The 19771-nt window shown below is 74.6% G+C and carries 22 protein-coding genes; 18 read left to right on the top strand and 4 right to left on the bottom strand.

Translation table 11 applies throughout. The annotated features are described in order from the left end of the window. Positions 1 to 37: 37 nt before the first annotated feature. Entirely contained in the window at positions 38 to 805 is a 768-nt protein-coding gene (locus ACLQ2X_RS11990) for a prepilin peptidase (RefSeq protein WP_425681051.1), read from the bottom strand. A 464-nt stretch (positions 806 to 1269) separates the two neighbouring features. Here ACLQ2X_RS11990 and ACLQ2X_RS11985 point away from each other — a divergent pair, with 464 nt between their 5' ends. The 12 genes from ACLQ2X_RS11985 to ACLQ2X_RS11930 are packed head-to-tail and all read left to right on the top strand — an operon-like array spanning position 1270 to position 10111. After that, positions 1270 to 1785, top strand: coding sequence for a hypothetical protein (locus tag ACLQ2X_RS11985; protein WP_425681091.1), 516 nt, complete (start codon positions 1270 to 1272; stop codon positions 1783 to 1785). Then, positions 1779 to 2726: a hypothetical protein gene (locus tag ACLQ2X_RS11980; protein ID WP_425681050.1), complete on the top strand. Its 948-nt coding sequence runs from the start codon at positions 1779 to 1781 to the stop codon at positions 2724 to 2726. Before ACLQ2X_RS11985 ends, ACLQ2X_RS11980 begins: the two co-directional genes overlap by 7 nt. Beyond that, on the top strand, positions 2723 to 3385 hold the full coding sequence (locus ACLQ2X_RS11975; RefSeq protein ID WP_425681049.1) for an SAF domain-containing protein: 663 nt from the start codon (positions 2723 to 2725) through the stop codon (positions 3383 to 3385). The genes ACLQ2X_RS11980 and ACLQ2X_RS11975 overlap by 4 nt, the downstream gene beginning before the upstream one ends. After that, positions 3385 to 4218, top strand: a complete 834-nt coding sequence (locus ACLQ2X_RS11970; protein ID WP_425681048.1) for a ParA family protein — start codon at positions 3385 to 3387, stop codon at positions 4216 to 4218. The genes ACLQ2X_RS11975 and ACLQ2X_RS11970 overlap by 1 nt, the downstream gene beginning before the upstream one ends. After that, on the top strand, positions 4208 to 5749 hold the full coding sequence (locus tag ACLQ2X_RS11965; protein ID WP_425681047.1) for a CpaF family protein: 1542 nt from the start codon (positions 4208 to 4210) through the stop codon (positions 5747 to 5749). The genes ACLQ2X_RS11970 and ACLQ2X_RS11965 overlap by 11 nt, the downstream gene beginning before the upstream one ends. Further along, positions 5692 to 6645 (top strand): type II secretion system F family protein, encoded by a 954-nt coding sequence (locus tag ACLQ2X_RS11960; RefSeq protein WP_425681090.1) that lies wholly within the window; start codon positions 5692 to 5694, stop codon positions 6643 to 6645. Before ACLQ2X_RS11965 ends, ACLQ2X_RS11960 begins: the two co-directional genes overlap by 58 nt. Positions 6646 to 6647: 2 nt before the next feature. Next, positions 6648 to 7505 carry a type II secretion system F family protein gene (locus tag ACLQ2X_RS11955; protein WP_425681089.1) on the top strand — a complete coding sequence of 286 codons (858 nt, stop codon included), beginning with the start codon at positions 6648 to 6650 and terminating at the stop codon, positions 7503 to 7505. Between the two features lie 24 nt (positions 7506 to 7529). Next, positions 7530 to 7730, top strand: coding sequence for a hypothetical protein (locus ACLQ2X_RS11950; RefSeq protein WP_425681046.1), 201 nt, complete (start codon positions 7530 to 7532; stop codon positions 7728 to 7730). Continuing rightward, positions 7730 to 8212 (top strand): TadE family protein, encoded by a 483-nt coding sequence (locus ACLQ2X_RS11945; protein ID WP_425681045.1) that lies wholly within the window; start codon positions 7730 to 7732, stop codon positions 8210 to 8212. The genes ACLQ2X_RS11950 and ACLQ2X_RS11945 overlap by 1 nt, the downstream gene beginning before the upstream one ends. Beyond that, complete coding sequence (locus tag ACLQ2X_RS11940) at positions 8209 to 8682, top strand: TadE/TadG family type IV pilus assembly protein (protein WP_425681044.1); 474 nt, start codon at positions 8209 to 8211, stop codon at positions 8680 to 8682. Before ACLQ2X_RS11945 ends, ACLQ2X_RS11940 begins: the two co-directional genes overlap by 4 nt. Continuing rightward, positions 8679 to 9107 (top strand): hypothetical protein, encoded by a 429-nt coding sequence (locus ACLQ2X_RS11935; RefSeq protein WP_425681043.1) that lies wholly within the window; start codon positions 8679 to 8681, stop codon positions 9105 to 9107. The genes ACLQ2X_RS11940 and ACLQ2X_RS11935 overlap by 4 nt, the downstream gene beginning before the upstream one ends. A 14-nt stretch (positions 9108 to 9121) precedes the next feature. Next, positions 9122 to 10111: a LysM peptidoglycan-binding domain-containing protein gene (locus ACLQ2X_RS11930; protein WP_425681042.1), complete on the top strand. Its 990-nt coding sequence runs from the start codon at positions 9122 to 9124 to the stop codon at positions 10109 to 10111. 1 nt (position 10112) lies between these two features. Here ACLQ2X_RS11930 and ACLQ2X_RS11925 read toward each other — a convergent pair whose 3' ends face one another. Continuing rightward, positions 10113 to 10964: a Rieske 2Fe-2S domain-containing protein gene (locus ACLQ2X_RS11925; RefSeq protein WP_425681041.1), complete on the bottom strand. Its 852-nt coding sequence runs from the start codon at positions 10962 to 10964 to the stop codon at positions 10113 to 10115. A 106-nt stretch (positions 10965 to 11070) separates the two neighbouring features. Here ACLQ2X_RS11925 and ACLQ2X_RS11920 point away from each other — a divergent pair, with 106 nt between their 5' ends. Next, positions 11071 to 11835, top strand: coding sequence for a crotonase/enoyl-CoA hydratase family protein (locus tag ACLQ2X_RS11920; RefSeq protein ID WP_425681040.1), 765 nt, complete (start codon positions 11071 to 11073; stop codon positions 11833 to 11835). A gap of 4 nt (positions 11836 to 11839) precedes the next feature. On the opposite strand, the gene ACLQ2X_RS11915 is transcribed toward ACLQ2X_RS11920, so the two are convergent. Further along, positions 11840 to 13324 carry a dihydrolipoyl dehydrogenase family protein gene (locus ACLQ2X_RS11915; RefSeq protein WP_425681039.1) on the bottom strand — a complete coding sequence of 495 codons (1485 nt, stop codon included), beginning with the start codon at positions 13322 to 13324 and terminating at the stop codon, positions 11840 to 11842. A gap of 91 nt (positions 13325 to 13415) precedes the next feature. On the opposite strand from ACLQ2X_RS11915, the gene ACLQ2X_RS11910 reads away from it, so the two are divergent. Continuing rightward, entirely contained in the window at positions 13416 to 14516 is a 1101-nt protein-coding gene (locus ACLQ2X_RS11910) for a serine hydrolase domain-containing protein (protein WP_425681038.1), read from the top strand. 43 nt (positions 14517 to 14559) lie between these two features. Here ACLQ2X_RS11910 and ACLQ2X_RS11905 read toward each other — a convergent pair whose 3' ends face one another. Then, on the bottom strand, positions 14560 to 15474 hold the full coding sequence (locus ACLQ2X_RS11905; protein ID WP_425681037.1) for a phytoene/squalene synthase family protein: 915 nt from the start codon (positions 15472 to 15474) through the stop codon (positions 14560 to 14562). A 63-nt stretch (positions 15475 to 15537) separates the two neighbouring features. Here ACLQ2X_RS11905 and ACLQ2X_RS11900 point away from each other — a divergent pair, with 63 nt between their 5' ends. From ACLQ2X_RS11900 to ACLQ2X_RS11885, 4 genes are read left to right on the top strand one after another with little or no spacing between them, the layout of a single operon-like run. Then, positions 15538 to 16692, top strand: coding sequence for a polyprenyl synthetase family protein (locus tag ACLQ2X_RS11900; protein WP_425681036.1), 1155 nt, complete (start codon positions 15538 to 15540; stop codon positions 16690 to 16692). Between the two features lie 29 nt (positions 16693 to 16721). Then, complete coding sequence (gene crtI, locus ACLQ2X_RS11895) at positions 16722 to 18203, top strand: phytoene desaturase family protein (RefSeq protein ID WP_425681035.1); 1482 nt, start codon at positions 16722 to 16724, stop codon at positions 18201 to 18203. Continuing rightward, complete coding sequence (gene idi / locus ACLQ2X_RS11890) at positions 18200 to 18793, top strand: isopentenyl-diphosphate Delta-isomerase (RefSeq protein WP_425681034.1); 594 nt, start codon at positions 18200 to 18202, stop codon at positions 18791 to 18793. Before crtI ends, idi begins: the two co-directional genes overlap by 4 nt. After that, a complete protein-coding gene (locus tag ACLQ2X_RS11885) occupies positions 18783 to 19730 on the top strand; it encodes a MerR family transcriptional regulator (protein ID WP_425681033.1) in 948 nt (315 codons plus the stop codon). Before idi ends, ACLQ2X_RS11885 begins: the two co-directional genes overlap by 11 nt. The last annotated feature ends 41 nt before the right edge of the window (positions 19731 to 19771 follow it).

Genomic DNA, 19771 nt, shown 5'->3' with positions numbered 1-19771 from the left:
ACCCGGGGCGCGCCCCGCCCGCACCCGGGGTGGCCCATCACACGGTGGTGAGCACCAGCGTGGCGGCGACGGCGAGCACGAGGAACGGCCCGAACGGCAGGTGAGCGGTCCAGCGGACCCGCCGGGCGGCGAGCAGCAGCAGCCCGGTCAGTCCGGCCAGGGTCATCGCCAGCATCAGCCCGGCCGCCAGGACCGGCCAGCCGTACCAGCCGAGCAACGCGCCCGCGCCCAGGGCCAGCTTGGCGTCGCCGAGGCCCATGCCGCGCCGGCCGAGCAGCAGCGTGGTCGCGGCGAAGCCACCGGCGAGCGCCAGTGCGCCGGCGGCGGCCCGCAGCCACGGGTCCGCGCCGGGGCCGGTCAGCGCGGCCACGCCGAGCAGCGCCCAGACGCCGGCCGCGGCGGGCCAGGTGAGTCGGTCGGGCAGCCGGTGCACGGTCGCGTCGACGAGCGTCATCGGCACCGACCAGACCAGCCACCAGGCCAGCGCCAGGCGCGCGCCGGCCGGTCCGCCGGTCAGGACCGGCACCGCCAGCGCGAGCAGCAGCGCCGCCTCCACCACGCCGGGCGGGGCGCCGATCCGCGCCCGGCAGTGCGGGCAGCGGGCGGCCGGGCCGAGCGCCGGCAGCGGCTGGGCCAGGCCAATCGGCGTGCCGCAGCCGTCGCAGCCGGTCCGGTCCGGCGCATCCGGCGCTACGGCGTAGCGGGCCACCGCCAACCGCAGCAGCGGTACGACGGCCAGGGCGGCGAGCAGCCCGGCGACGGGCCGGCGGTTCCCGGTGGTCGCGTCGACCCGTTCAGCGGTCACGCCGCCTCCGTTCGGGGCACGCAGCGTGATTCCCGGCAGGCTGTCGTGTGACGGATGGCGCGGAAATCGACGTCCCGCGCGGCCACGTCGGGGGCGGTGCTTCCGGTGCGGCAGCCGGGCCGACCGCCACCATCCCGATCTCCACCGACCGCCACCACCCGTCTTCACTCACCGTGTTCACGTGAATTACCTCTGTTGCATCGGCGGACGTGAGCTTATGCTCGCCCCTTGGATACGACGCAACCCCCGATTTCCCCAGGCGTCGGAGGCCTATCGCACACATTCCACGTGATCAGCACAGGTCAATACCGATGATGGTCACCGAGGCCCGGGCGCGCAGATCCGGGCGCGCTCCCGCATGCCCGGAACGGTTCGGCGCGACCGCCCGGGTCCGCACCGAGGAGGGATCGGCGTTGCGCACACAGCAATCCCGCCGATGGGAAACATGCCTGCTCAGCATCGCGCTGACGGTCGGCATCGCAGGCTGCGGCGACGGGCCGGAGGCGGCCACCCGCCCGCTCACCGGTCGCGCCACCGCACCCGCCACCCATTCCACGGCCGAGGAGAAGGCGGCCGGAAATGCGGCACTGTCCGCGTATTCCGGCTATCTGGCGGCGTCCCGGACAGCGAACGCCCGCAGCGACCCCGGCCACCCCGAACTGTCCCGCTATCTCGCGGACCCGCTGCTGACCCGGGTGCGGGTGGCAATTCGTGACGCGAAGGAGCACGGCGCGATGCGTACCGGAGCGCTGGTTTCCGATCCCACCGTCGTCTCGGTCGACCTGGCCGCCGACCCACCCGCCGTCGAGATCCAGGACTGCCTCGACGCCAGTGGCTACCGGCTGGTCTACGCCAAGGACCGCAAGGCCGTACCGGGCACCCGCGGCGGCCGTTACCTGGCCACCGCCACCGCGCTGCGCTACCCGGACGGGCGGTGGCTCGTCAGCGACGGCGCCGCACACCAGGACCAGCCGTGCTGACCTGGGGAGGAAGGGGTGTCCCGGCCCGCCCGACGCGGGCCGGGACGCACCGCCGGCTGCTGCTGGCCGCCGGCCTGGCCGCCCTGTTGGCCCTCACCGGCGCGCCCGCCCGGGCCGCCGACCCGGGCGGCTCCTGCCCGCCCGAGCAGATCGACTGCGACGTCTGGGACGACGACCCCGGCGTCCCGGGCCGGCCCGGCGGGGGCGGCAACGACGGCGGGGGCGGTGGCGGCAACGACGGCGGTACGCCGAAGTGCCAGTGGAACGGCCGGGCCATCCCCTGCCACGACGACGTGCTGGGCTGGTTCAACAACGGCGACGGCTGTTACTACAAGCTCGCCGAGCCGCAGAAGGAGGCCCCGCCCGGCAAGCAGTGGTACCAACTCACCTGCAACGGCGGTGCCCTGGGCAGCCAACGCCAGGAACTGCTGGACGCCCCGCCACCGGGCTACGGCGCCCCGCCCGACCCGGAGGAACTGGCCCGCCGCGCGCTGGCCTCGATCTCGCTGCTCCGACCCCGGATCGCGGTCGCGCCCCGACGCAGCCAGGGACCCGGCCTGGTCGGCCTGCCGGTCTGGATGTGGGCCCGCGCGGGCGCCGGCTACTTCGGCCCGTTGACCGCCTCCGCCTCGGACCGGGGACTGACCGTCACGATCACCGCCAAGGTGGACAGGATCGTCTGGCACATGTCCGACACCATCGACGTGACCTGCACCGGGCCGGGCACCCCCTACCGGGCCGACGGCCCGCGGGCCGGTTCCACCTCGCCGGACTGCGGCCTCGACGACGGCTACCCGACCGCGGCGACGTACCAGGTCAGCGCCACCACCTTCTGGACCGTCGAGTGGTCCGGCGGCGGTCAGCGCGGCGAGATCGCCCAGAGCCGGGTCAGCGGCGTCGTCCCGGTGCAGATCAACGAACTTCAGGTGGTGACCCGATGAGTGTGGTGGCATCCCGGAACGGAACCCCGACCCAGGCGCCGATCGCGCCACCCAAGGTGGTCCGGCAGCGACGTGTCCGGCCCGGCCTGCTCGGCCTGGCGATCCTGCTGATCGCGCTCGGCGGGCTCGGGGCGGCGTTCGCGGTCACCTCGGTGCGGTCCACCGGCACCTACCTGGCGGTCGCCCGCCCGGTCGAGGTGGGCCGGCAGCTCACCGCCGACGACCTGGTGCCGGTCCGCGTCTCCGGCGGGCGCGAACTGCGGCCGGTGGCCGCCGACCGGATCTCCGACGTGCTCGGGCTGCGGGCCGCCGTCCGGCTCACCCCCGGGACGCTGCTCACCGAGGCCCAGCTCACCGAGGCCCCGATGCTCGGCCCCGGCCAGCAGCAGATCGCGCTGGGGCTGAAACCCGACCAGGTGCCCGCCCGCAAGCTGCACCCAGGCGACAAGGTGCTGCTGGTCAGCACGCCGGACAGCAGCGCCGGCGGCGGCGAGGCACGCGGCGGCGGCACCCGGTTCGACGGCACCGTGATCGACACCGCCACCCCCGAGAACGACGACACGGTGGTCTACCTGGCGTTGTCCGTACGGGACGTGCCGGCCGTGGTGGCGCTGGCCGCGGACGACCGGATCGCGCTCGTGCTCATCGGGTCGGCCTGATGGCGATCATCGCCCTGGTCTCGGCGAAGGGCTCCCCCGGCGTCACCACCACCGGGCTGGCCGCCGCACTGAGCTGGCACCGGCGGCTCGTGCTCGCCGAGTGCGACCCGGCGGGCGGCTCGATCCTCGCCGGTTATCTCGGTGGCGCGCTCGACGGCCCGCGGGGCATCGGTGAGCTGGCCGTGGGCGAACTGCGCGACGGCAGGCTGGAACACGACTTCTGGTCCCAACTGGTCGACCTGGACGCGCCGCACCGGCAACGGCTGCTGCTGCCCGGCGTGGTGGACCCGGCCCAGGCCGGCAGCGTGGTGCCGCTCTGGCAACGCTTCGCCGACTACCTCACCGGCCTGGAACGCGGCGAACCGCCGTACGACGTGCTCGCCGACTGCGGCCGGCTGACGGTCCCCGGTCCACCCTGGCCGCTGCTGCGGGCCGCCGCGGTGGTGCTGCTGGTCACCCGGGCACACCTGCCCGACCTGTCCGCCACCCGCGCCGCGGCCCGGGCGATCGAGCGGGACCTCACCGAGCACCGGCTCCCGCCGGGCACGCTACGCCTGCTGGTGGTCGGGGACGGTCACGGCACCAGCGAGATCAGCAAGGCCCTGCGGCTGCCGGTGATCGCCCGCCTGCCGCACGACCCGCGTACCGCCGAGGTGCTCAGCCACGGCGGCACCGTACGCGCCAACCGGCCGCTGATGCGGGCGGCCGGTGCCCTGGAGGTGCCGATCCGGGCGCTGCTGGAACGGCGGCTGGCTCGGCTGGCCTGGCCGGGAGCGATCACGCCGCGTGCGGCGACCACGCCGACCGCCCCGGGGGTGTCCGGTGCGGTTTGAGCCGGTGTCGCACGACCCCCGCGGGCAGCAGCCCGGGGTGGTCTCCACGGCGCCGCCGTTGGCCCCGCCGAACGGCCGGCACCCCCTCGCCGGCCCGGCACCCGTCGCGCCGCCGCCGCTCCCGCCCCGCCCCCGGGTCGACTTCGCGGTGGTCCGTGAACTGCGGCGTGAGTTGAGCGAACGGCTCACCCACTGGCAGCGGGGGCAGGAGTTCGACGCCGACGCCGAGGAGGTCGAGCGGGCGCGGTTGGCGGTCGCGGTGGTGTCCGCGTACGCCGACTCGGTCCGCCGGTCCGGCACGCCGATGCCCGCGGACGAGGAACGGCTGCTGCTCGATCAGGTGACCGCCGAGCTGGTCGGGTTGGGTCGACTCCAGACGCTGCTCGTCGACGAGTCCATCGAGGAGGTGCACATCCTCGGCTGCGACCAGGTCCGCATCACCCGCCACGGCGGCGGCGTCGACTGGGCCGATCCGATCGCCGAGACCGACGACGAGTTGGTGGAGATCCTCCAGGCGGCGGCCCGGCGGGCCGGGGCCACCGAGCGGTCGCTGTCCACCTCCAAGCCGACGCTCGACCTGCAACTGCCCGACGGCAGCCGGCTCGCGGCCGTGTTCCTGGTCAGCCACCGCCCGTACGCGGTGATCCGGAAGCACAACACGCTCGCGGTTAGCCTGGAGGACATCGCGGGTGGCCGGCCCGACCTGGACGAGATGATCGATCCGCTGGTGCGCGACTTCCTGCGGGCGTCGATGCGGGCCGGGCTGAACATCATGGTCGCCGGGCTCGCCGGGGCGGGCAAGACCACCATCATCCGCGCCCTGATGGACGAGATCCCGGCCGACGAGCCGTACGTTCTGCTGGAGGAGAGCCGGGAGCTGCTCCCGGCCCGGCGTGGGCACAAGCACCGGGCGGTGATGAGCTTCGAGTCCCGGGAGGGGCACGGTGAGCGAGGCGCGGACGGGCGACCGGCCGGCGAGGTGAGCATCGCCGACCTGATCCCGGTGTCGCTGCGGATGGGCGTGCTGCGGATCATCGTCGGCGAGGTGCGGTCCCGGGAGATCGTGCCGATGCTCCAGGCGATGACCACCAGCCGCGGGTCGATGTGCACCATCCATGCCCGTACCCCGTCCGGGGTGGGCGAACGGATCATCGAGTTGGCGCTGTCGCACGGCCGGGAGATGACCGTGGACCAGGCCCGGCGGATGGCCGGCAACGCGCTCGACCTGATCGTCTACGTCACCGTCGAGGACGAGACCGCGATCGGTGGCCGCAAGCACCGTTTCGTCTCGCACGTCGAGGAGGTCATCGGCGTCGGCGACGGCAACCGGATCACCACCACCACCGTGTTCGGTCCCGGGCCGGACGGCCGCGCCGTCCCCCGCCACCTGCCCGAACGGGTCCGCGACGAGTTGCTGCGGGTCGGCTACGACGCGCGGCTGCTCACCCGGTTCGTGGAGGCCGGGGTCGGCGCCTGGCGTCGGCCCCGGCACACCCGGCTGGGCCCGCGGCCGGACGGAGGGCGGGCATGACCCGGATCGAACTGATCGCGCTGGTCTCCGGCGCGACCTGCGTGGCCGGGTTGGTGCTGGCCGTGGTCGCGCTGTTCGGCACGCGCCGGCCGTCGGGCGCGACGCCGGGCGGCGCCGGGGGCCTGCGGCGGCTGTGGACCGACGGCGGGGCGGGCCGGGCCGACCGGCGCCGCCGCCGGGTGCTGCTCGGTGGCGCCGTGGTCGCCGGGGCGGCGGCGTTCCTGTTCACCGGGCTGCCGGTGGTGGGTCTGCTGGTGGCGCTCGCGGTGCCCGGCGTGCCGTGGCTGTTCGCGGTGGGTGGGGCGGAGCAGCGCGCCATCGCCCGGGTCGAGGCGGTCGGCGAGTGGACCCGGCGGCTCAAGGACATCTCCGCCACCGGTCAAGGGCTCCAGCAGGCCATCATCGGCACGATCTCCACCGCGCCGGAGGAGATCGAGGAGGAGGTACGCACGCTCGCCGCGCGCCTGCAGGCCGGCTGGTCGGCGCGCACCGCGCTGCTCGCGTTCGCCGACGAGCTCGCCGACCCGGTCGCCGACCAGGTGGTGGCCGCGTTGATCCTGCACCTCACCGACCGGGGGGAGCGTCTCGGCGACGTGCTCGGGTCGATCGCCGGCGCGGCCTCGGCGGAGGTGGCCACCCGCCGCGAGGTCGAGGCGAAACGGACCCAGCCCCGGTTCGCGGTCCGGTTCCTCACCGGCATGACCCTGGCCACGCTGGCGTACGGGCTGGTGAACAGCGACTACATCCGTCCCTACCGGACGCCTGTCGGGCAGCTCGTGATGGCGGTGCTCGGCGCGGCCTTCGTCGGCCTGCTGATCTGGGTGCGTTCGATGAGCCAGCCGCCACGGCCGGCGCGTTTCCTGCCGGCGCCCGACCCGGAGGAGGCGATCGCGTGATCGTGCTCAACTGGCAGCTCGCGATGGCGGTGCTCGGCGGGTCCGCGATCGGCCTCGGGGTGTTCCTGGTGGTCCGCGAGGCGCTGCCGGCCACTCCGGCGCTCGGCCCGGCCCTGCGCCGGCTGCACCAGCCGCCCGGCCAGGCGACCACCGGCGCCGGGCCGGACTGGCTCGGCGGTGTCGCCCGGTGGCTGCGCCCGCCGCACCGCCAGCTCGCCCTGCTCGACCGCACCCCCGAGCAGTACACGCTGTCGGTGCTGCTCTCCGCGCTCGTCGGTTTCGCCGCCCCGGCGGTCGCCTCGGCGGTGCTCTTCGTCGGCGGGATGGCGCTGCCGGTGGCCGTACCGGTGGTGGCCAGCCTGGGTCTGGCGCTGCTGGCCGCCCTGCTCGCCCACCGCGCGGTGCTGTCCCGGGCGGACGCCGCCCGGGACGAGTTCCGCCAGGCGGTCTGCACCTACCTGGATCTGGTGGCGTTGCAGCTGTCCGCCGCGCACGGCCCGGTGCAGTCGCTGGAACGGGCGGCGGCGGTCTGTGACGGCTGGGTCTTCGACCGGATCCGGGAGGCGCTGCGGCTGGCCCAGCTCCAGATGCACTCGCCGTGGGACGAGTTGCGGGAGCTGGCCGACCGGATCGGCATCCCGGAGCTGGGCGACGTGGGCGCGATCATGCGCTCCTCCGGCAGTGAGGGCGCCCAGGTGCACGAGACGTTGCGCTCCCGGGCCGACTCGCTGCGCGACCAGATCCGCACCGACAACCTGGCCCGCGCCGAGGGGGTGACGAGCAGGTTGGACATTCCCGGTTCGCTGCTTGTCTTCGTCCTGCTCGGCTTCGCCGTCTATCCGTTCGTCGCCCGCCTGTGAGCCCACCTTCGAGAAGGAGCCACCATGCACCTCTACGCCTACCTGTACGCGGCGGTGAGCACCCGCCTCGCCGAGCTGCGCCGGGACTCCGAGCGTGGCGACAGCCCGGTGCCCACCGCGGTGATCATCTTCGGCCTGGTCGCGGTGGCCATGGCGGTCACCGCACTCGCCCTGGCCAAGGCGAACAACTGGATGAACGCCATCCCGGACAACACGGCACCGTGATGCCCCGCCCCGCCCGCAGGGTCCGGAGCCGGCCGGCGAGCCCCGGCCGGCCCGCCGGCCCGCCCGGCCCGGGGCGGATCGTCGCGCTGCCGCGTGCCCGCCTGTCCGAGGGCGAGCGGGGCGCCAACCCGGTCGAGTTGGCCGTCGTGATGCCGGTGATCCTGGTGCTGCTGTTCGGCTCGATCCAGGTGGCGGTGTGGTTCGTGGCCCGCTCCACCGCGCTCAACGCGGCGCAGACCGGGGTGAACGCCCAGCGTACGTTCGACGCCGCGCCGGACGCCGGGACGCAGCGGGCGACCAGCTTCCTGCGTCGCTCCGGGGACTGGCTGGTGGACTGGGAGAAGGCCGGCCCGACCTGCGTCGAGGCGGCCACCGAGGTCAGCTGCACCGTGCGCGGGCGGTCCCTGTCGGTGATCCCCGGCGTCTCCTTCGAGGTCGTGCAGAGCGCCCACGGCCCGGCCGAACGCTGGACCTCGGGGTGAGCGCGGGGCGACGGCGGGAGCGCGGTTCCGTCTCGATCGAGGTGGCGGTGCTCGCCCCCGCGTTCATCGGGCTGATGGTGCTCGCCGGGGTGGCCGGGCGCACCGCGGTGGCCGACGAGGCGGTGGAGTCCGCCGCCCACCACGGCGCCCGGGCCGCCTCCCTGGCCCGGGACGCCGACGACGGCGAGGACGCCGCCGAACTGGCCGCCCGGGACCAACTCGGCTGGGCGGGCCTGAACTGCGCCGGCCCGCCCGGACTGGACCTGACCGGCTCGGTGGCCGGGAAACCGACAAGCTTCGCCGCCGCGTACCGCAGCCCGGCCGGCGTGCCGGCGACGGTGACCGTCACGGTGAGCTGCACCGTCTCCTTCGACGACCTGCTCGCGCCCGGCCTGCCGGGCGTGCTGGGCGGCAAGACGGTGACGGCCAGTTTCACCTCGCCCCTGGACATCTACCGGAGCCGCGGATGACCGGACGGCGTGGCGCCGAGAGCGGCCGGGTGAGCTTGTTCCTGGCCGTGGCGATGAGCGGCGTGCTCGCCGTCATCGCCCTCGCCTACGACGGCGCCGGGCAGCTGCGCACCCTGCAACGCGCGGACAATCTGGCCGCCGAGGCGGCCCGCAGCGGCGGCCAGATGATCGACCGCGCCCGGGCCATCGAGGGCGGTCCGAAACGGATCGACCAGGCCGCCGCCCGGGCGGCCGTCGCCGACTACCTCGACGTGGCCGGCGGGGTCCGCGATCACGAGGTCGACTTCCCGGCGGTCGGGGCGCAGACCCAGATCCGGGTACGCGTGCAGATCACCTACCGCCGGGACCTGCTCGGTCTGTTCGGCGTGCAGAAGACCGCCACCGTCACCGGTGAGGCCACCGCTCGGGTGCTCACCGGACCGTAGGAAAGGAAGGCGTCATGGGTGCACCTCGACGCTCCGCCGTCCGCCGCGCCGGCCAGGTCCTCACCGGGCTCGGCGCCCTCGTCCTGCTCGTCGGGGTGCTGGCCGGCGGGCCGGTCGCCCTGCTGGCCTTCGCCGGCAACCCGCTGCCGGACCACCTGCCCACGCTCGCCGAGGTGGGTACGGCGTTGACCAGTCGCGACGACGGGCAACTCTTCCTGCGGGCGTTGGCCGTGGTGGGCTGGTTCGGCTGGGCCACGTTCGCGTTCTCCGTGCTGGTGGAACTGTTCGCGGCGACGCTGCGCCGGCCGGCACCGAAGCTGCCCGGGATGCGCCGCCAACAGAAGGCCGCCGCCGCGCTCGTCGGTTCGGTGGCGTTGATCCTGGCGGCGAGCCCGGCCGCGGCCGGCGCCGCACCGGGGCCGGCCGCTGCCGTGTCCGCGCCGGCCGTCCCGATGTCGGCGTCGGCGTCGGCCGGGTCGGTGTCCACCGACCCGGCCGTCTACCGGGTCGCGAGGGGTGACTACCTGGGCGAGGTGGCCGACCGCTACCTGGACGACTTCGACCGCTATCGGGAACTGGCCCGGCTGAACCGGATCGGCGACCCGGACCGGATCCGCCCCGGCCAGCTCATCCGACTGCCCGAAAGCGCGGTGGACACCGGGGCCCGGCGGCACGCGGCCGGACGGCTGGTGGTCACGGCGGCCGACAGCGCGCCGGCACGCCCGGGCGGCGGTGGCGCGCCCTCGGCCGCCCCGGCGGCGCAGCCGAAGCCGACTCCGCGGGACGGCACGCCCACGGTGGCGGCCCCCGACGCCCGGCCGCCGGCCATGTCCGCGGGTGCGTCCCGGGCCACCACCGAGGAGGGGATCAACCGTCCACTTGCCATCTCGGCGGTGCTGGCGGTGGCGAGCATCGTGGGCGCCCAGATCGGCGCGCTCCTCGGGCTGCGTCGCCGGACGGTGGCCGCCCGTGTGCTCGGCAACGGGCGGCACCGGCGGGGCTGAGTCAGGGCAGCCGGGCCTCGACCCGGCCGGCGACCACACGGGTGGGGAGCACGACCTGGTCGTTGGCGGCCGGGCCGCGCACCACCTGGCCGCCGTCGAGCCGGAACGCGCTGCCGTGCCAGGGGCAGACGACGCAGGCTTGGCCGTCGATCTGGCGTACCTCACCGTCGCCGAGGGGACCGCTCTGGTGTGGGCACCGTTCGAGCATCACGCTGACGTCGTCGCCGTCCCGGTAGAGGAGCACCGAGACGTCGTCGATCTTCCGGGTCACCAGTTCGCGCCGTGGCAGGTCGCTCAGGTCACCCACCTCGTGCCAGCCGTCGCTGATCAGGTGCATCTCGGAGACGCTCTGGCTGGCCTGGGCGCCCTGCTTGTAGGCGAGGTGCCCACCCAGGTACGCCCCGCCGCCGGCGGCGGACAGCCCCAGGTAGGCCAGTGCCCGGCCGAGGCCGTGCCGACCGTTGAGCCGGGCCGCGAGCGAACCGGCGTACAGCGCCAGGCCGACGGTGTTGGCGGCGGCGTGCACCAGTCCGATCCGGCGCTGGTCGCGGGTGAGGGTGGCCCAGTCGTTGAGGCCGGCGACCGCCGCGGGCACCGCGCTGACCGTGCCGAGACCCACAAGCGCGGTGGCGGCCCGGCGTTGGCCGGGGAGCAGGTCCACCACGGCGGCGGAGATCCACGCGCCCACCGGCACCTGCACCATCGCCGGGTGCAGCGGGTGGCCCAGCCACACGCCGTGCAGCGCGTCCCGCACCCGCTGGGAGCGCAGCCGGCCCTGGACGGCGCGCTGCAACCGGTCACCCACCCGGTCGAGTCCGCCGGCCTGTTCGAGCTTCGTCAGTAATTCGCGCACCTGTTCCGACTTCCCGGCCGGAGGGCCCCCAAACCGGACGCCGGGAATTGCTTCGCACGGACCGCCCGCGGTGGCCGCGACAGCACCGTCGGGGCATGCTGGGCCCATGGGCGTACGCGTCGAGCACACCGGTGCCGTGACCACCGTGATCGTGGACCGGCCGCAGGCCCGCAACGCGGTGGACGGGCCGACCGCGCGGGCGCTCGCCGACGCGTTCCGCGCGTTCGACGCCGACCCGGACGCGGCGGTGGCCGTGCTCTGGGGCGCGGGCGGCACGTTCTGCTCCGGCGCCGACCTCAAGGCGGTCGGCACGCCAGGCGGCAACCGGGTGGAGCCGGAGGGGGACGGGCCGATGGGTCCCACCCGGATGCGGCTGTCCAAGCCGGTGATCGCCGCGATCTCCGGCTACGCGGTGGCCGGCGGCCTGGAGCTGGCGCTCTGGTGCGACCTGCGGGTCGCCGAGTCGGACGCGACGCTCGGCGTGTTCTGCCGGCGCTGGGGGATGCCGCTGATCGACGGCGGGACGGTCCGGCTGCCCCGGCTGATCGGGGAGAGCCGGGCGATGGACCTGATCCTCACCGGCCGGCCCGTTCCCGCCGACGAGGCGTACGCGATGGGTCTGGTGAACCGGCTGGTCGGGCCGGGCGAGGCGCGGGCGGCGGCCGAGCGACTGGCGGCCGAGATCGCCCGGCATCCGCAGACCTGCCTGCGCAACGACCGGGCGGCGGTGCGGGACGGCGCCGGTCGGGCCGAACCGGAGGCGATGGCGACCGAGTTGGCCTACGGCGTCCAGTCGCTCGCGGCGGACGGGATGTCCGGTGCCGGCCGGTTCGCCGCCGGGGCCGGCCGGCACGGCGAGCCGGCCGGCTGACGCGTCACTTCAGGGCGCGCAGCGCGTCCTCGATGACCCGGTGGAACGTCGGGTACGCGTAGATCATGTGCCGGAGTTGGCCGACCGGCACGGCCGCGTGCACCGCCACCACGAGCGCGGACAGCACCTCACCGCCGGCCGGGCCGGCGGAGGTGGCGCCGACCAGCACACCCTGGTCGGCGTCGGCGATCACCTTGATGAACCCGGCGTTGCCGGTCTTGTGGATCCAGCCGCGCGTCGAGGAGGTCAGGTCGGCGTACCCGATCTGGACGTTGACGCCGCGCTCGCGGGCCTGCTGCTCGGTGAGGCCGACCGCGCCGATCTCCGGGTCGGTGAACGTGACCCGCGGCAGCGCCCGGTAGTCGGCGACCGGGACGCTGCCGGGCGCGGCGGTCGACCCGCCGGAGCTCATCGCGCCGCCGACCGAGCTGACCACTCCGGCCGCGCCGCCGACCACACTGGCGGTGCCGCTGGCGTCCGGGCCGCCCCTGGTACGCCGCATGTGGTCGAGCACGTCCGCCACCACGATGCCGGCCTGGTACATGGCGATGTGGGTGAACGCGCCCTCGCCGGTGAGGTCGCCGACCGCCCAGATCCCGTCGGTGACGTGCATCCGCTCGTCGACAGGCAGGTAGCGCTGCCCGGCGTCCACCCCGATCGTGTCCAGGCCCAACTCGTCCAGGTGCGCCTTGCGGCCGGTCACCACGAGCAGCTTCTCGCCGGTGAACGTGGCGTCGTCGGCGTGCACGGTGAACGTGTCGCCGTCGTGGTCGACCCGGCCGACCCGGACCCCGGTGTGGATCTCCACCCCGTCGGCGCGCAGCGCGTCGGCGGCGAGTGTGGACGCCTCCGGCTCCTCGACGGCGAGCACCCGGTCGGCCGCCTCGATCACCGTGACCCGGACGCCGAAGCGGGCGAACACCTGGGCCAGTTCCAGGCCGATCGCGCCGCCGCCGAGCACCAGCAGCGACGCGGGCAGTTCCACCACCTCGACGGCCTGGTGGTTCGTCCAGTACGGCGTGTCGACCAGCCCGTCGATCGGTGGCACCGAGGGGCGGGTGCCGGTGCCCAGGACCACGCCGTGGCGGGCCTGGAAGAGCTGGTCGCCGACGCGTACCCGGTTCGCCCCGTCGAGCCGGCCGCTGCCCCGGACGAACCGGCCGCCCTTGCCGGTGAACCGCTCCACCGCCGCCCTGTCGTCCCACGTGTCGGTGGCCTCGGCGCGGATCCGCTCCGCCACCGGCGCCCAGTCCGGCCGCACCTGGGCGGACCCGGCCAGCTCGTTCACCCGGTGCGCCTCGGCCAGCGCGTTGGCCGCCCGGATCATCATCTTGCTGGGCACGCACCCCCAGTAGGGGCATTCGCCGCCGACGAGGTCCCGCTCGACGCCCACCACGGTGAGGCCGGCCTCGGCGAGCCGCCCGGCCACCTCCTCGCCGCCGACGCCCAGCCCGACCACGACCACGTCCACCAGTTCCGGCTCCGCCATCCCGCCAGCATTCCGCACCGCCGGGCCACCGGCCACCGTGGCAGCCGGTTTTCCGGTGTCGGCGTCGGCGGCAGCCGCCTACCGTGACCTGATGCGCGCGCGTTTCGCCCCGGTCCGGGACTGCTTCCACGAGCTCTTCGCCGCCGGCCGGGAGACCGGAGCGGCGGTTGCCGTCAGGTACGACGGCACGCCGGTGGTGGAGTTGGTGGGCGGCACCCGGGCCGCGATCCCGCCCGGCACGGTGGTCCCGGCGGTCGGGGCGGACCGGCCGTGGCGGCCGGACACGCTGGTCGACGTCTATTCGGTGGGCAAGCCGGTGGTCGCGCTCTGCCTGCTGCTGCTCGTCGACCGGGGACGGGTCGACCTCGACGCGCCGGTGGCCGCGTACTGGCCGGGGTTCCGCACCCCGGCCACGGTGCGGCAGGTGCTCGCCCACACCGCCGGGCTGCCCGCCTTCCCGGTGGCCCGGCCCGCCGCCGCGATCACCGACTGGGACCTGCTCTGCGGCGACCTGGCGGCGGCGGAGCCGGAGTGGCCGCCGGGCAGCGTCGCGGGCGAGCACGCCTGGACGTACGGGCACCTGGTGGGCGAGGTGGTCCGTCGGGTGGACGGGCGGTCGGTGGGGCGTTTCCTGGCCGAGGAGATCGCCGGGCCGTGGCGCCTGGACCTGGCCTTCGGTCTGGGGCCGGCCGACCGGCGGCGGTGCGCCGACCTGTCGTACGGCGATCCGGGGTGGCCGGACCGGACGCGCGGTGAGCCGGGTTCGTTGCGGGCGCGGGCGGTGGACAACCCGCCGGGCGGGCGCGACGTGGCGGTGGTGAACAGCGAGCTGTGGCGGGCCGCCGAGATCCCGGCGGTGAACCTGCACGCCACCGCGTCGGCGCTGGCCCGGCTGTACGCGGGTCTGCTGGCCGGCGGCGTGCTGGACGGGGTGCGCCTGGTCGGCCCGGAGCTGGTCGCGGAGGCGACCCGGGTGCAGTATTCCGGACCGGATCTGGTGCTGGACCGCACGGCGCACTGGACGCTGGGCATGCAGTGGGAGCCGGACGGAAGCTGGGGCATGGGTGGAATCGGTGGCAGCAGCGCCTGGGCCGACCCGGAGCGCGGTTACACGTTCGCCTACGTGACGGCGCGGTTGGCCGAGCACGACCGGGTGGATGAGCTGGTCGAGGTCCTGCACTCCTGCCTGTGACGCGGACCGACGCGCGGCGGCCGGCGGGGGCCACCGCGCCCGGTCAGCCGGCCAGGGTCGGTCCGGGTACGCGTACCGGGGTGCCGGACGGGGTGAGCAGTGATCGCGCCGCCACCGCCATCCGTCGCCGCTGCGGCACCAGCGCGCGGCGGGTGAAGACGTCGTAGTCCTGCGCGGCCACCTCGTCGAGGATGCCGCCGTAGAGCGCGTACGCGGTGCGCATGCAGGCCTGCGAGGCGGGGCTGAGCAGCGGGATGCCCGGCGCGGCGGAGAGGTAGTGGGCCTGGGCGCGGGCCACCTCGTACTCGATCAGCTCGCGGATGGCCGGTGTGGTGCGGCCGGCGGCCTTGGCGGCGAGCAGGTCGTCGCGGGTGACGTCGAACTTGGCCAGGTCCTCGTCGGGCAGGTAGGTCCGGCCGCGGTCGAGGTCCTCGGCGACGTCCCGGATGAAGTTGGTGAGCTGGAAGGCGAAGCCGAGCTGGCGGGCGGGTTCCCGGGCGGCGGCCGGGTCGGAGCTGCCCAGGATGGGCAGCATCATGGTGCCGATTACGGCGGCCGAGCCCTCCATGTAGTCGAGCAGGTCTTCGTAGGTGGGGTAGGACATGACCGTCAGGTCCATCGCCATGCTGCGCAGAAACGACGCGAAGTCGGCGCGGTCCAGGTCGAACACGGCGATGGTGTGCAGCACGGCGGGCAGCAACGGGTCGTCGATCGACGCGCCGTGCAGGCCGGCGACGAACCGCTCGGACCACTCCCGCAGCCGGGCGGCGCGCTCGGCCGGCGGCAGGTCCTCGGTGCTGTCGACGATCTCGTCGGCGTAGCGGGTGAATCCGTACAGCGCGTGCACATGCCGCCGTTTCCAGGCGGGGAGCAGGCGGGTGGCGAGATAGTAGGTACGGCCGTGACGCCGGTGCAGCTCGCGGCAACGGTCGTAGGCAGCGCTGAGATCCGTATCCACCGGCCCTCCTCAACTTCGACGCATCAATCGACGCAACTCGTAGCCTAGGGTACGCTCGCCCACATGGCCAACGACGCAGTTGCGGATAATGCGCTCCGCGTGGCGCCGACTCAGCCCGGCGCGACGGACGATCCCGTCCGCGGCGTGCTGGCCGCGTTCACGAAAGACCTGGTCGAAGCGGTCGACGAGACGCTGAGGACGTTCCTGGCCGGCGAGGTCGACTCGCTCACCGAGATCGACGCGGCGATGGGGGCATTCGCCGCGACGGCACGCGACTCCGTGCTGGCCGGCGGTAAACGGGTACGGCCCACGTTCGCGTACTGGGGGTGGCGCGGGGTGGTCGGCGGCGACGAACCGCTGCCCTCGGTGCTGCCCGCCCTGTCGGCGCTGGAACTGCTGCACACGTTCGCCCTGGTGCACGACGACGTGATGGACGCCTCCGACACCCGGCGCGGACTGCCGACCGCACACCGGGCCGCCGCCGCCCGGCACCGGGCCGCCGGGCACACCGGCGACCCCGACCGGTACGGCGAAGCCGTCGCCGTGCTCATCGGCGACCTCTGCATGGTCTGGGCCGACCGGCTGATGGCCCACGCCGCACTCCCGGCGCAGCGGCTGCTCGACGTACGCCGCTGCTACGACCAGATGCGGGTGGAGACGGTCGCCGGGCAGTACCTGGACGTGCTCGGCGAGAACGACGCGGCGAACTGGACCGTCGACCGGGCACTCCGGGTGGCCCGCTACAAGACCGCCAGCTACACCGTCCAGCGACCGCTGCTCTTCGGCGCCTGCCTGGCCGGCACCGAGGCCGACGACCCGCTGATCGCCGCGTACACCCGCTACGGGCTGGCCGTCGGCGAGGCCTTCCAGCTCCGCGACGATCTGCTCGGCGTCTATGGTGACCCGGAGACCACCGGCAAGCCGGCCGGGGACGACCTGCGCACCGGCAAGCCGACCGTGCTGCTGATGCTGGCCCGCCAGCTCGCCGACCCGACCCAGCGCCGCGCCCTGCAACGGGCCGGGTCAGTCACCGCCGACCGCGAGGTGGCCCGGCTGGCCGACCTGGTGCGGGACACCGGGGCCGCGGCCCGGGTGGAACGGATGATCTCCGACCGGGTGACCGACGCGCTCACCGCGCTCGCCTCCGCACCGATCGACGAGACCGCGCGCACCGCGCTGACCGGCCTCGCCACCGCCGCCACCGCGCGGCAGTCATGATGGGCAACTTCGTGAGCAAGGGAGCCGGAATGCGTACCGTCAACGGACGGACCGACCGGGTGGTCGTCGTCGGCGCCGGGCTGGGCGGGTTGGCCTGTGCGCTGCACCTGGCCGGCGCCGGCCGGCAGGTGACCGTGCTGGAACGCGAGCCGGTGCCCGGCGGGCGGGCCGGGCGGCTCAGCGTCGACGGCTACGAGTTCGACACCGGCCCGACCGTGCTGACCATGCCCGACCTGATCGCCGAGGCGCTCGGCGCGGTGGGCGAGGAACTGTCCGACTGGCTCGACCTCAGCCCGCTCGACCCGGCGTACCGCGCCTACTACCCGGACGGGTCGACGCTCGACGTCATCACCGACACCACCCGGATGGCCGCCGAGATCGCCCGGGTCTGCGGCCCCCGGGAGGCGGACGGCTACCTGCGCTTCGTCGACTACGCCCGCAACCTGTGGCGGTGGGAGCGGGCCGACTTCATCGAACGCAACCTCGACGCGCCGACCGACCTGATCACCGGCAACCTGCTGAAACTGTTCGCCAACGGCGCGTTCCGGCGGCTCCAGACGAAGATCAACCAGTTCTTCCGTGACCCGCGTACCCAGCGGATCTTCTCCTTCCAGGCCATGTATGCGGGCCTGTCACCGCACGACGCGCTCGCCATCTACACGGTCATCGCGTACCTCGACTCGGTGGCCGGGGTGTCCTTCCCGCGCGGCGGCATCCACGCGGTATCCCGGGGCATGGCCGGCGCGGCGGAGAAGCACGGCGTGCAGATCCGCTACGACACCACGGTGACCCGGGTGGAGACCGCCAACGGCCGGGCCACCGGCGTGGTCACCGCGGACGGCGACGTGATCCCGGCCGACGTGGTGGTGCTCAACCCCGACCTGCCCGTCGCCTACCAGGAGCTGCTGCCGCCCAGCCGGCAGCGCAAGCTCACCTACTCGCCGTCCTGCGTGGTCCTGCACGTCGGTTCGACGCAGGGCTATGGGAAGATCGCCCACCACAACATTCACTTCGGGCGCGCCTGGAAGGGCACGTTCGACGAGGTGATCCGGCGAGGTGAGCTGATGAGCGATCCGTCGCTGCTGGTGACGAACCCCAGCCGCACCGACCCGTCGGTGGCCCCGGCCGGCAAGCACACCTACTACGTGCTGGCTCCGGTGCCGAACCTGGAACGGGCACCGTTCCAGTGGCCCGGCGACCTCACCGAGCGTTACACCGAGCAGCTCGTGTCGACCCTGGAGGAGCGCGGCTACGTCGGCTTCGGCGACGGCGTCGAGGTGATGCGTGCCGTCACCCCGGCCGACTGGGCCGCGCAGGGCATGGCCGCCGGTACCCCGTTCGCCGCCGCGCACAGCCTCTTCCAGACCGGCCCCTTCCGGCCGTCGAACCTGCACCGCACGCTCGGCAACGTGGTCTTCGTCGGCTCCGGCACACAGCCCGGCGTGGGCGTGCCGATGGTGCTGATCAGCGGCAAGCTGGCGGCCGCGCGCATCACCGGAGCGGCCCGGTGAGTGCCCGGGAGGACCACCTGGTCGAACTGGTCGACGACGACGGCCGGGTACTCGGCGAGACCACCGTCGCGGCCGCCCACGAGCCGCCCGGCCGGCTCCACCGCGCCTTCTCGGTGGTCCTGGTCGACCCGGCGGGACGGGTGCTGCTCCAACGCCGGGCCGCGGTCAAGACCCGCTTCCCGCTGCGCTGGGCGAACTCCTGCTGCGGGCACCCGCTGCCCGGCCAGTCGCTGGCCGAGGCCGCCAACCGCCGGCTGGCCGAGGAACTCGGCCTGCGCCCGGTCGACCTCACCGAGGTCGGCGTCTACCTCTACTACGCAGAGGACCCGGCCACCGGACGTGTCGAATTCGAGTACGACCACGTGCTGCGCGCCGACGTGCCGGCCGACCTCGCCGCCCACGCCGACCCCGACGAGGTGGCCGAGCTGCACTGGGCGGATCCCCGCTCAGTGGCCGCCGACCTGGACGCCGACCCCCGGGCGTACGCCCCGTGGTTGGGCGGGGTGATCAACCGGTTGCTGCACCCGGCCGACGGGTCCCGGCCGGGTGCAGCAACCGCCGAGGCACCGGAGCGGTCGGGTGGCCGATGAGGCGCTGAGCGCGGGGGCCGTGGCACGCCGACTGGGCGTGGCGGTCACCACGCTGCGTACCTGGCACCAGCGCTACGGGCTCGGCCCGAGCGAGCATGTGCCGGGTCACCACCGACGCTACACGCCGGCCGATCTCGCCCGCCTGGAGATCATGCGCCGGCTCACCGCCGAGGGGGTCACACCCGCCGAGGCGGCGCGCTGGGCCCGGCAGGCCCCGGCCGTGCTGCCCCCGGAGCGGCTCGGCCCGAGGGCCCACCCCACCGCGGTACGCGACGGTGGCGGGGCCACCATCCCGGTCGGCCGGGCCGGTCCGGCCGCACGGGGCCTGGCCCGCGCCGCCATGCGACTGGACTCGGCGGCCATCGGCCGGACCATCGACGACGCGCTGAACACCGGCGGCGTGGTGGCGACCTGGGAAGGGCTGCTTCGGCCGGTGCTGGCCGGCATCGGAGAACGGCACGCCGCCACCGCCGCGCTGGTCGAGGTGGAACACCTCATGTCCCGGTGCGTCTCCGAGGCGTTCGCGTCGGTGATCCGTGCGCACTCGACCGACAAGCCGCCCCGGATCCTGCTCTCCTGCGCCGACGAGGAGCAGCACTCGCTGCCGCTGGAGGCGCTGGCCGCCGCCCTGGCCGAGGCCGGTGTGAGTTACCGCATGCTCGGTGCCCGGGTGCCGGTGGAGGCCCTGGTCGAGGCGGTCAACAAGACCGGCCCGGCGGCCGTGGTGCTCTGGTCGCACACCCGCACCACCGCCGATCCCTGCCAGCTCACCGCGCTGTTGGCCGTCCCCCGCCGACCGCTGCTGGTGCTGGCCGCCGGGCCCGGCTGGCGGGCCGACTCACTGCCCGCCGGGGTGGTGCGGCCGGTGGACCTGGCCGAGGCGCTGTCGCTGGCCATAGCGCTGCGGGACTCGCTGGACCAGTCGACGACGAACTGAGGCCCTCTCCCGTTCCGGGTCCGCGTCCACTACGGTCGGGC

The organism is Micromonospora sp. DT31, from assembly GCF_049841795.1.
In the GTDB taxonomy this organism is placed as follows: domain Bacteria; phylum Actinomycetota; class Actinomycetes; order Mycobacteriales; family Micromonosporaceae; genus Micromonospora.
This window is presented reverse-complemented; position numbering and strand designations above follow the sequence as displayed.

Bases quoted from the DNA above. Each gene is read 5' to 3' on its own strand.
- ACLQ2X_RS11975 (WP_425681049.1), top strand. From the start codon at position 2,723: ATGAGTGTGGTGGCATCCCGGAACGGAACCCCGACCCAGGCGCCGATC.
- ACLQ2X_RS11970 (WP_425681048.1), top strand. From the start codon at position 3,385: ATGGCGATCATCGCCCTGGTCTCGGCGAAGGGCTCCCCCGGCGTCACC.
- ACLQ2X_RS11950 (WP_425681046.1), top strand. From the start codon at position 7,530: ATGCACCTCTACGCCTACCTGTACGCGGCGGTGAGCACCCGCCTCGCC.
- ACLQ2X_RS11945 (WP_425681045.1), top strand. From the start codon at position 7,730: ATGCCCCGCCCCGCCCGCAGGGTCCGGAGCCGGCCGGCGAGCCCCGGC.
- ACLQ2X_RS11935 (WP_425681043.1), top strand. From the start codon at position 8,679: ATGACCGGACGGCGTGGCGCCGAGAGCGGCCGGGTGAGCTTGTTCCTG.
- ACLQ2X_RS11930 (WP_425681042.1), top strand. From the start codon at position 9,122: ATGGGTGCACCTCGACGCTCCGCCGTCCGCCGCGCCGGCCAGGTCCTC.
- ACLQ2X_RS11920 (WP_425681040.1), top strand. From the start codon at position 11,071: ATGGGCGTACGCGTCGAGCACACCGGTGCCGTGACCACCGTGATCGTG.
- ACLQ2X_RS11915 (WP_425681039.1), bottom strand. From the start codon at position 13,324: ATGGCGGAGCCGGAACTGGTGGACGTGGTCGTGGTCGGGCTGGGCGTC.
- ACLQ2X_RS11910 (WP_425681038.1), top strand. From the start codon at position 13,416: ATGCGCGCGCGTTTCGCCCCGGTCCGGGACTGCTTCCACGAGCTCTTC.
- ACLQ2X_RS11900 (WP_425681036.1), top strand. From the start codon at position 15,538: ATGGCCAACGACGCAGTTGCGGATAATGCGCTCCGCGTGGCGCCGACT.
- crtI (WP_425681035.1), top strand. From the start codon at position 16,722: ATGCGTACCGTCAACGGACGGACCGACCGGGTGGTCGTCGTCGGCGCC.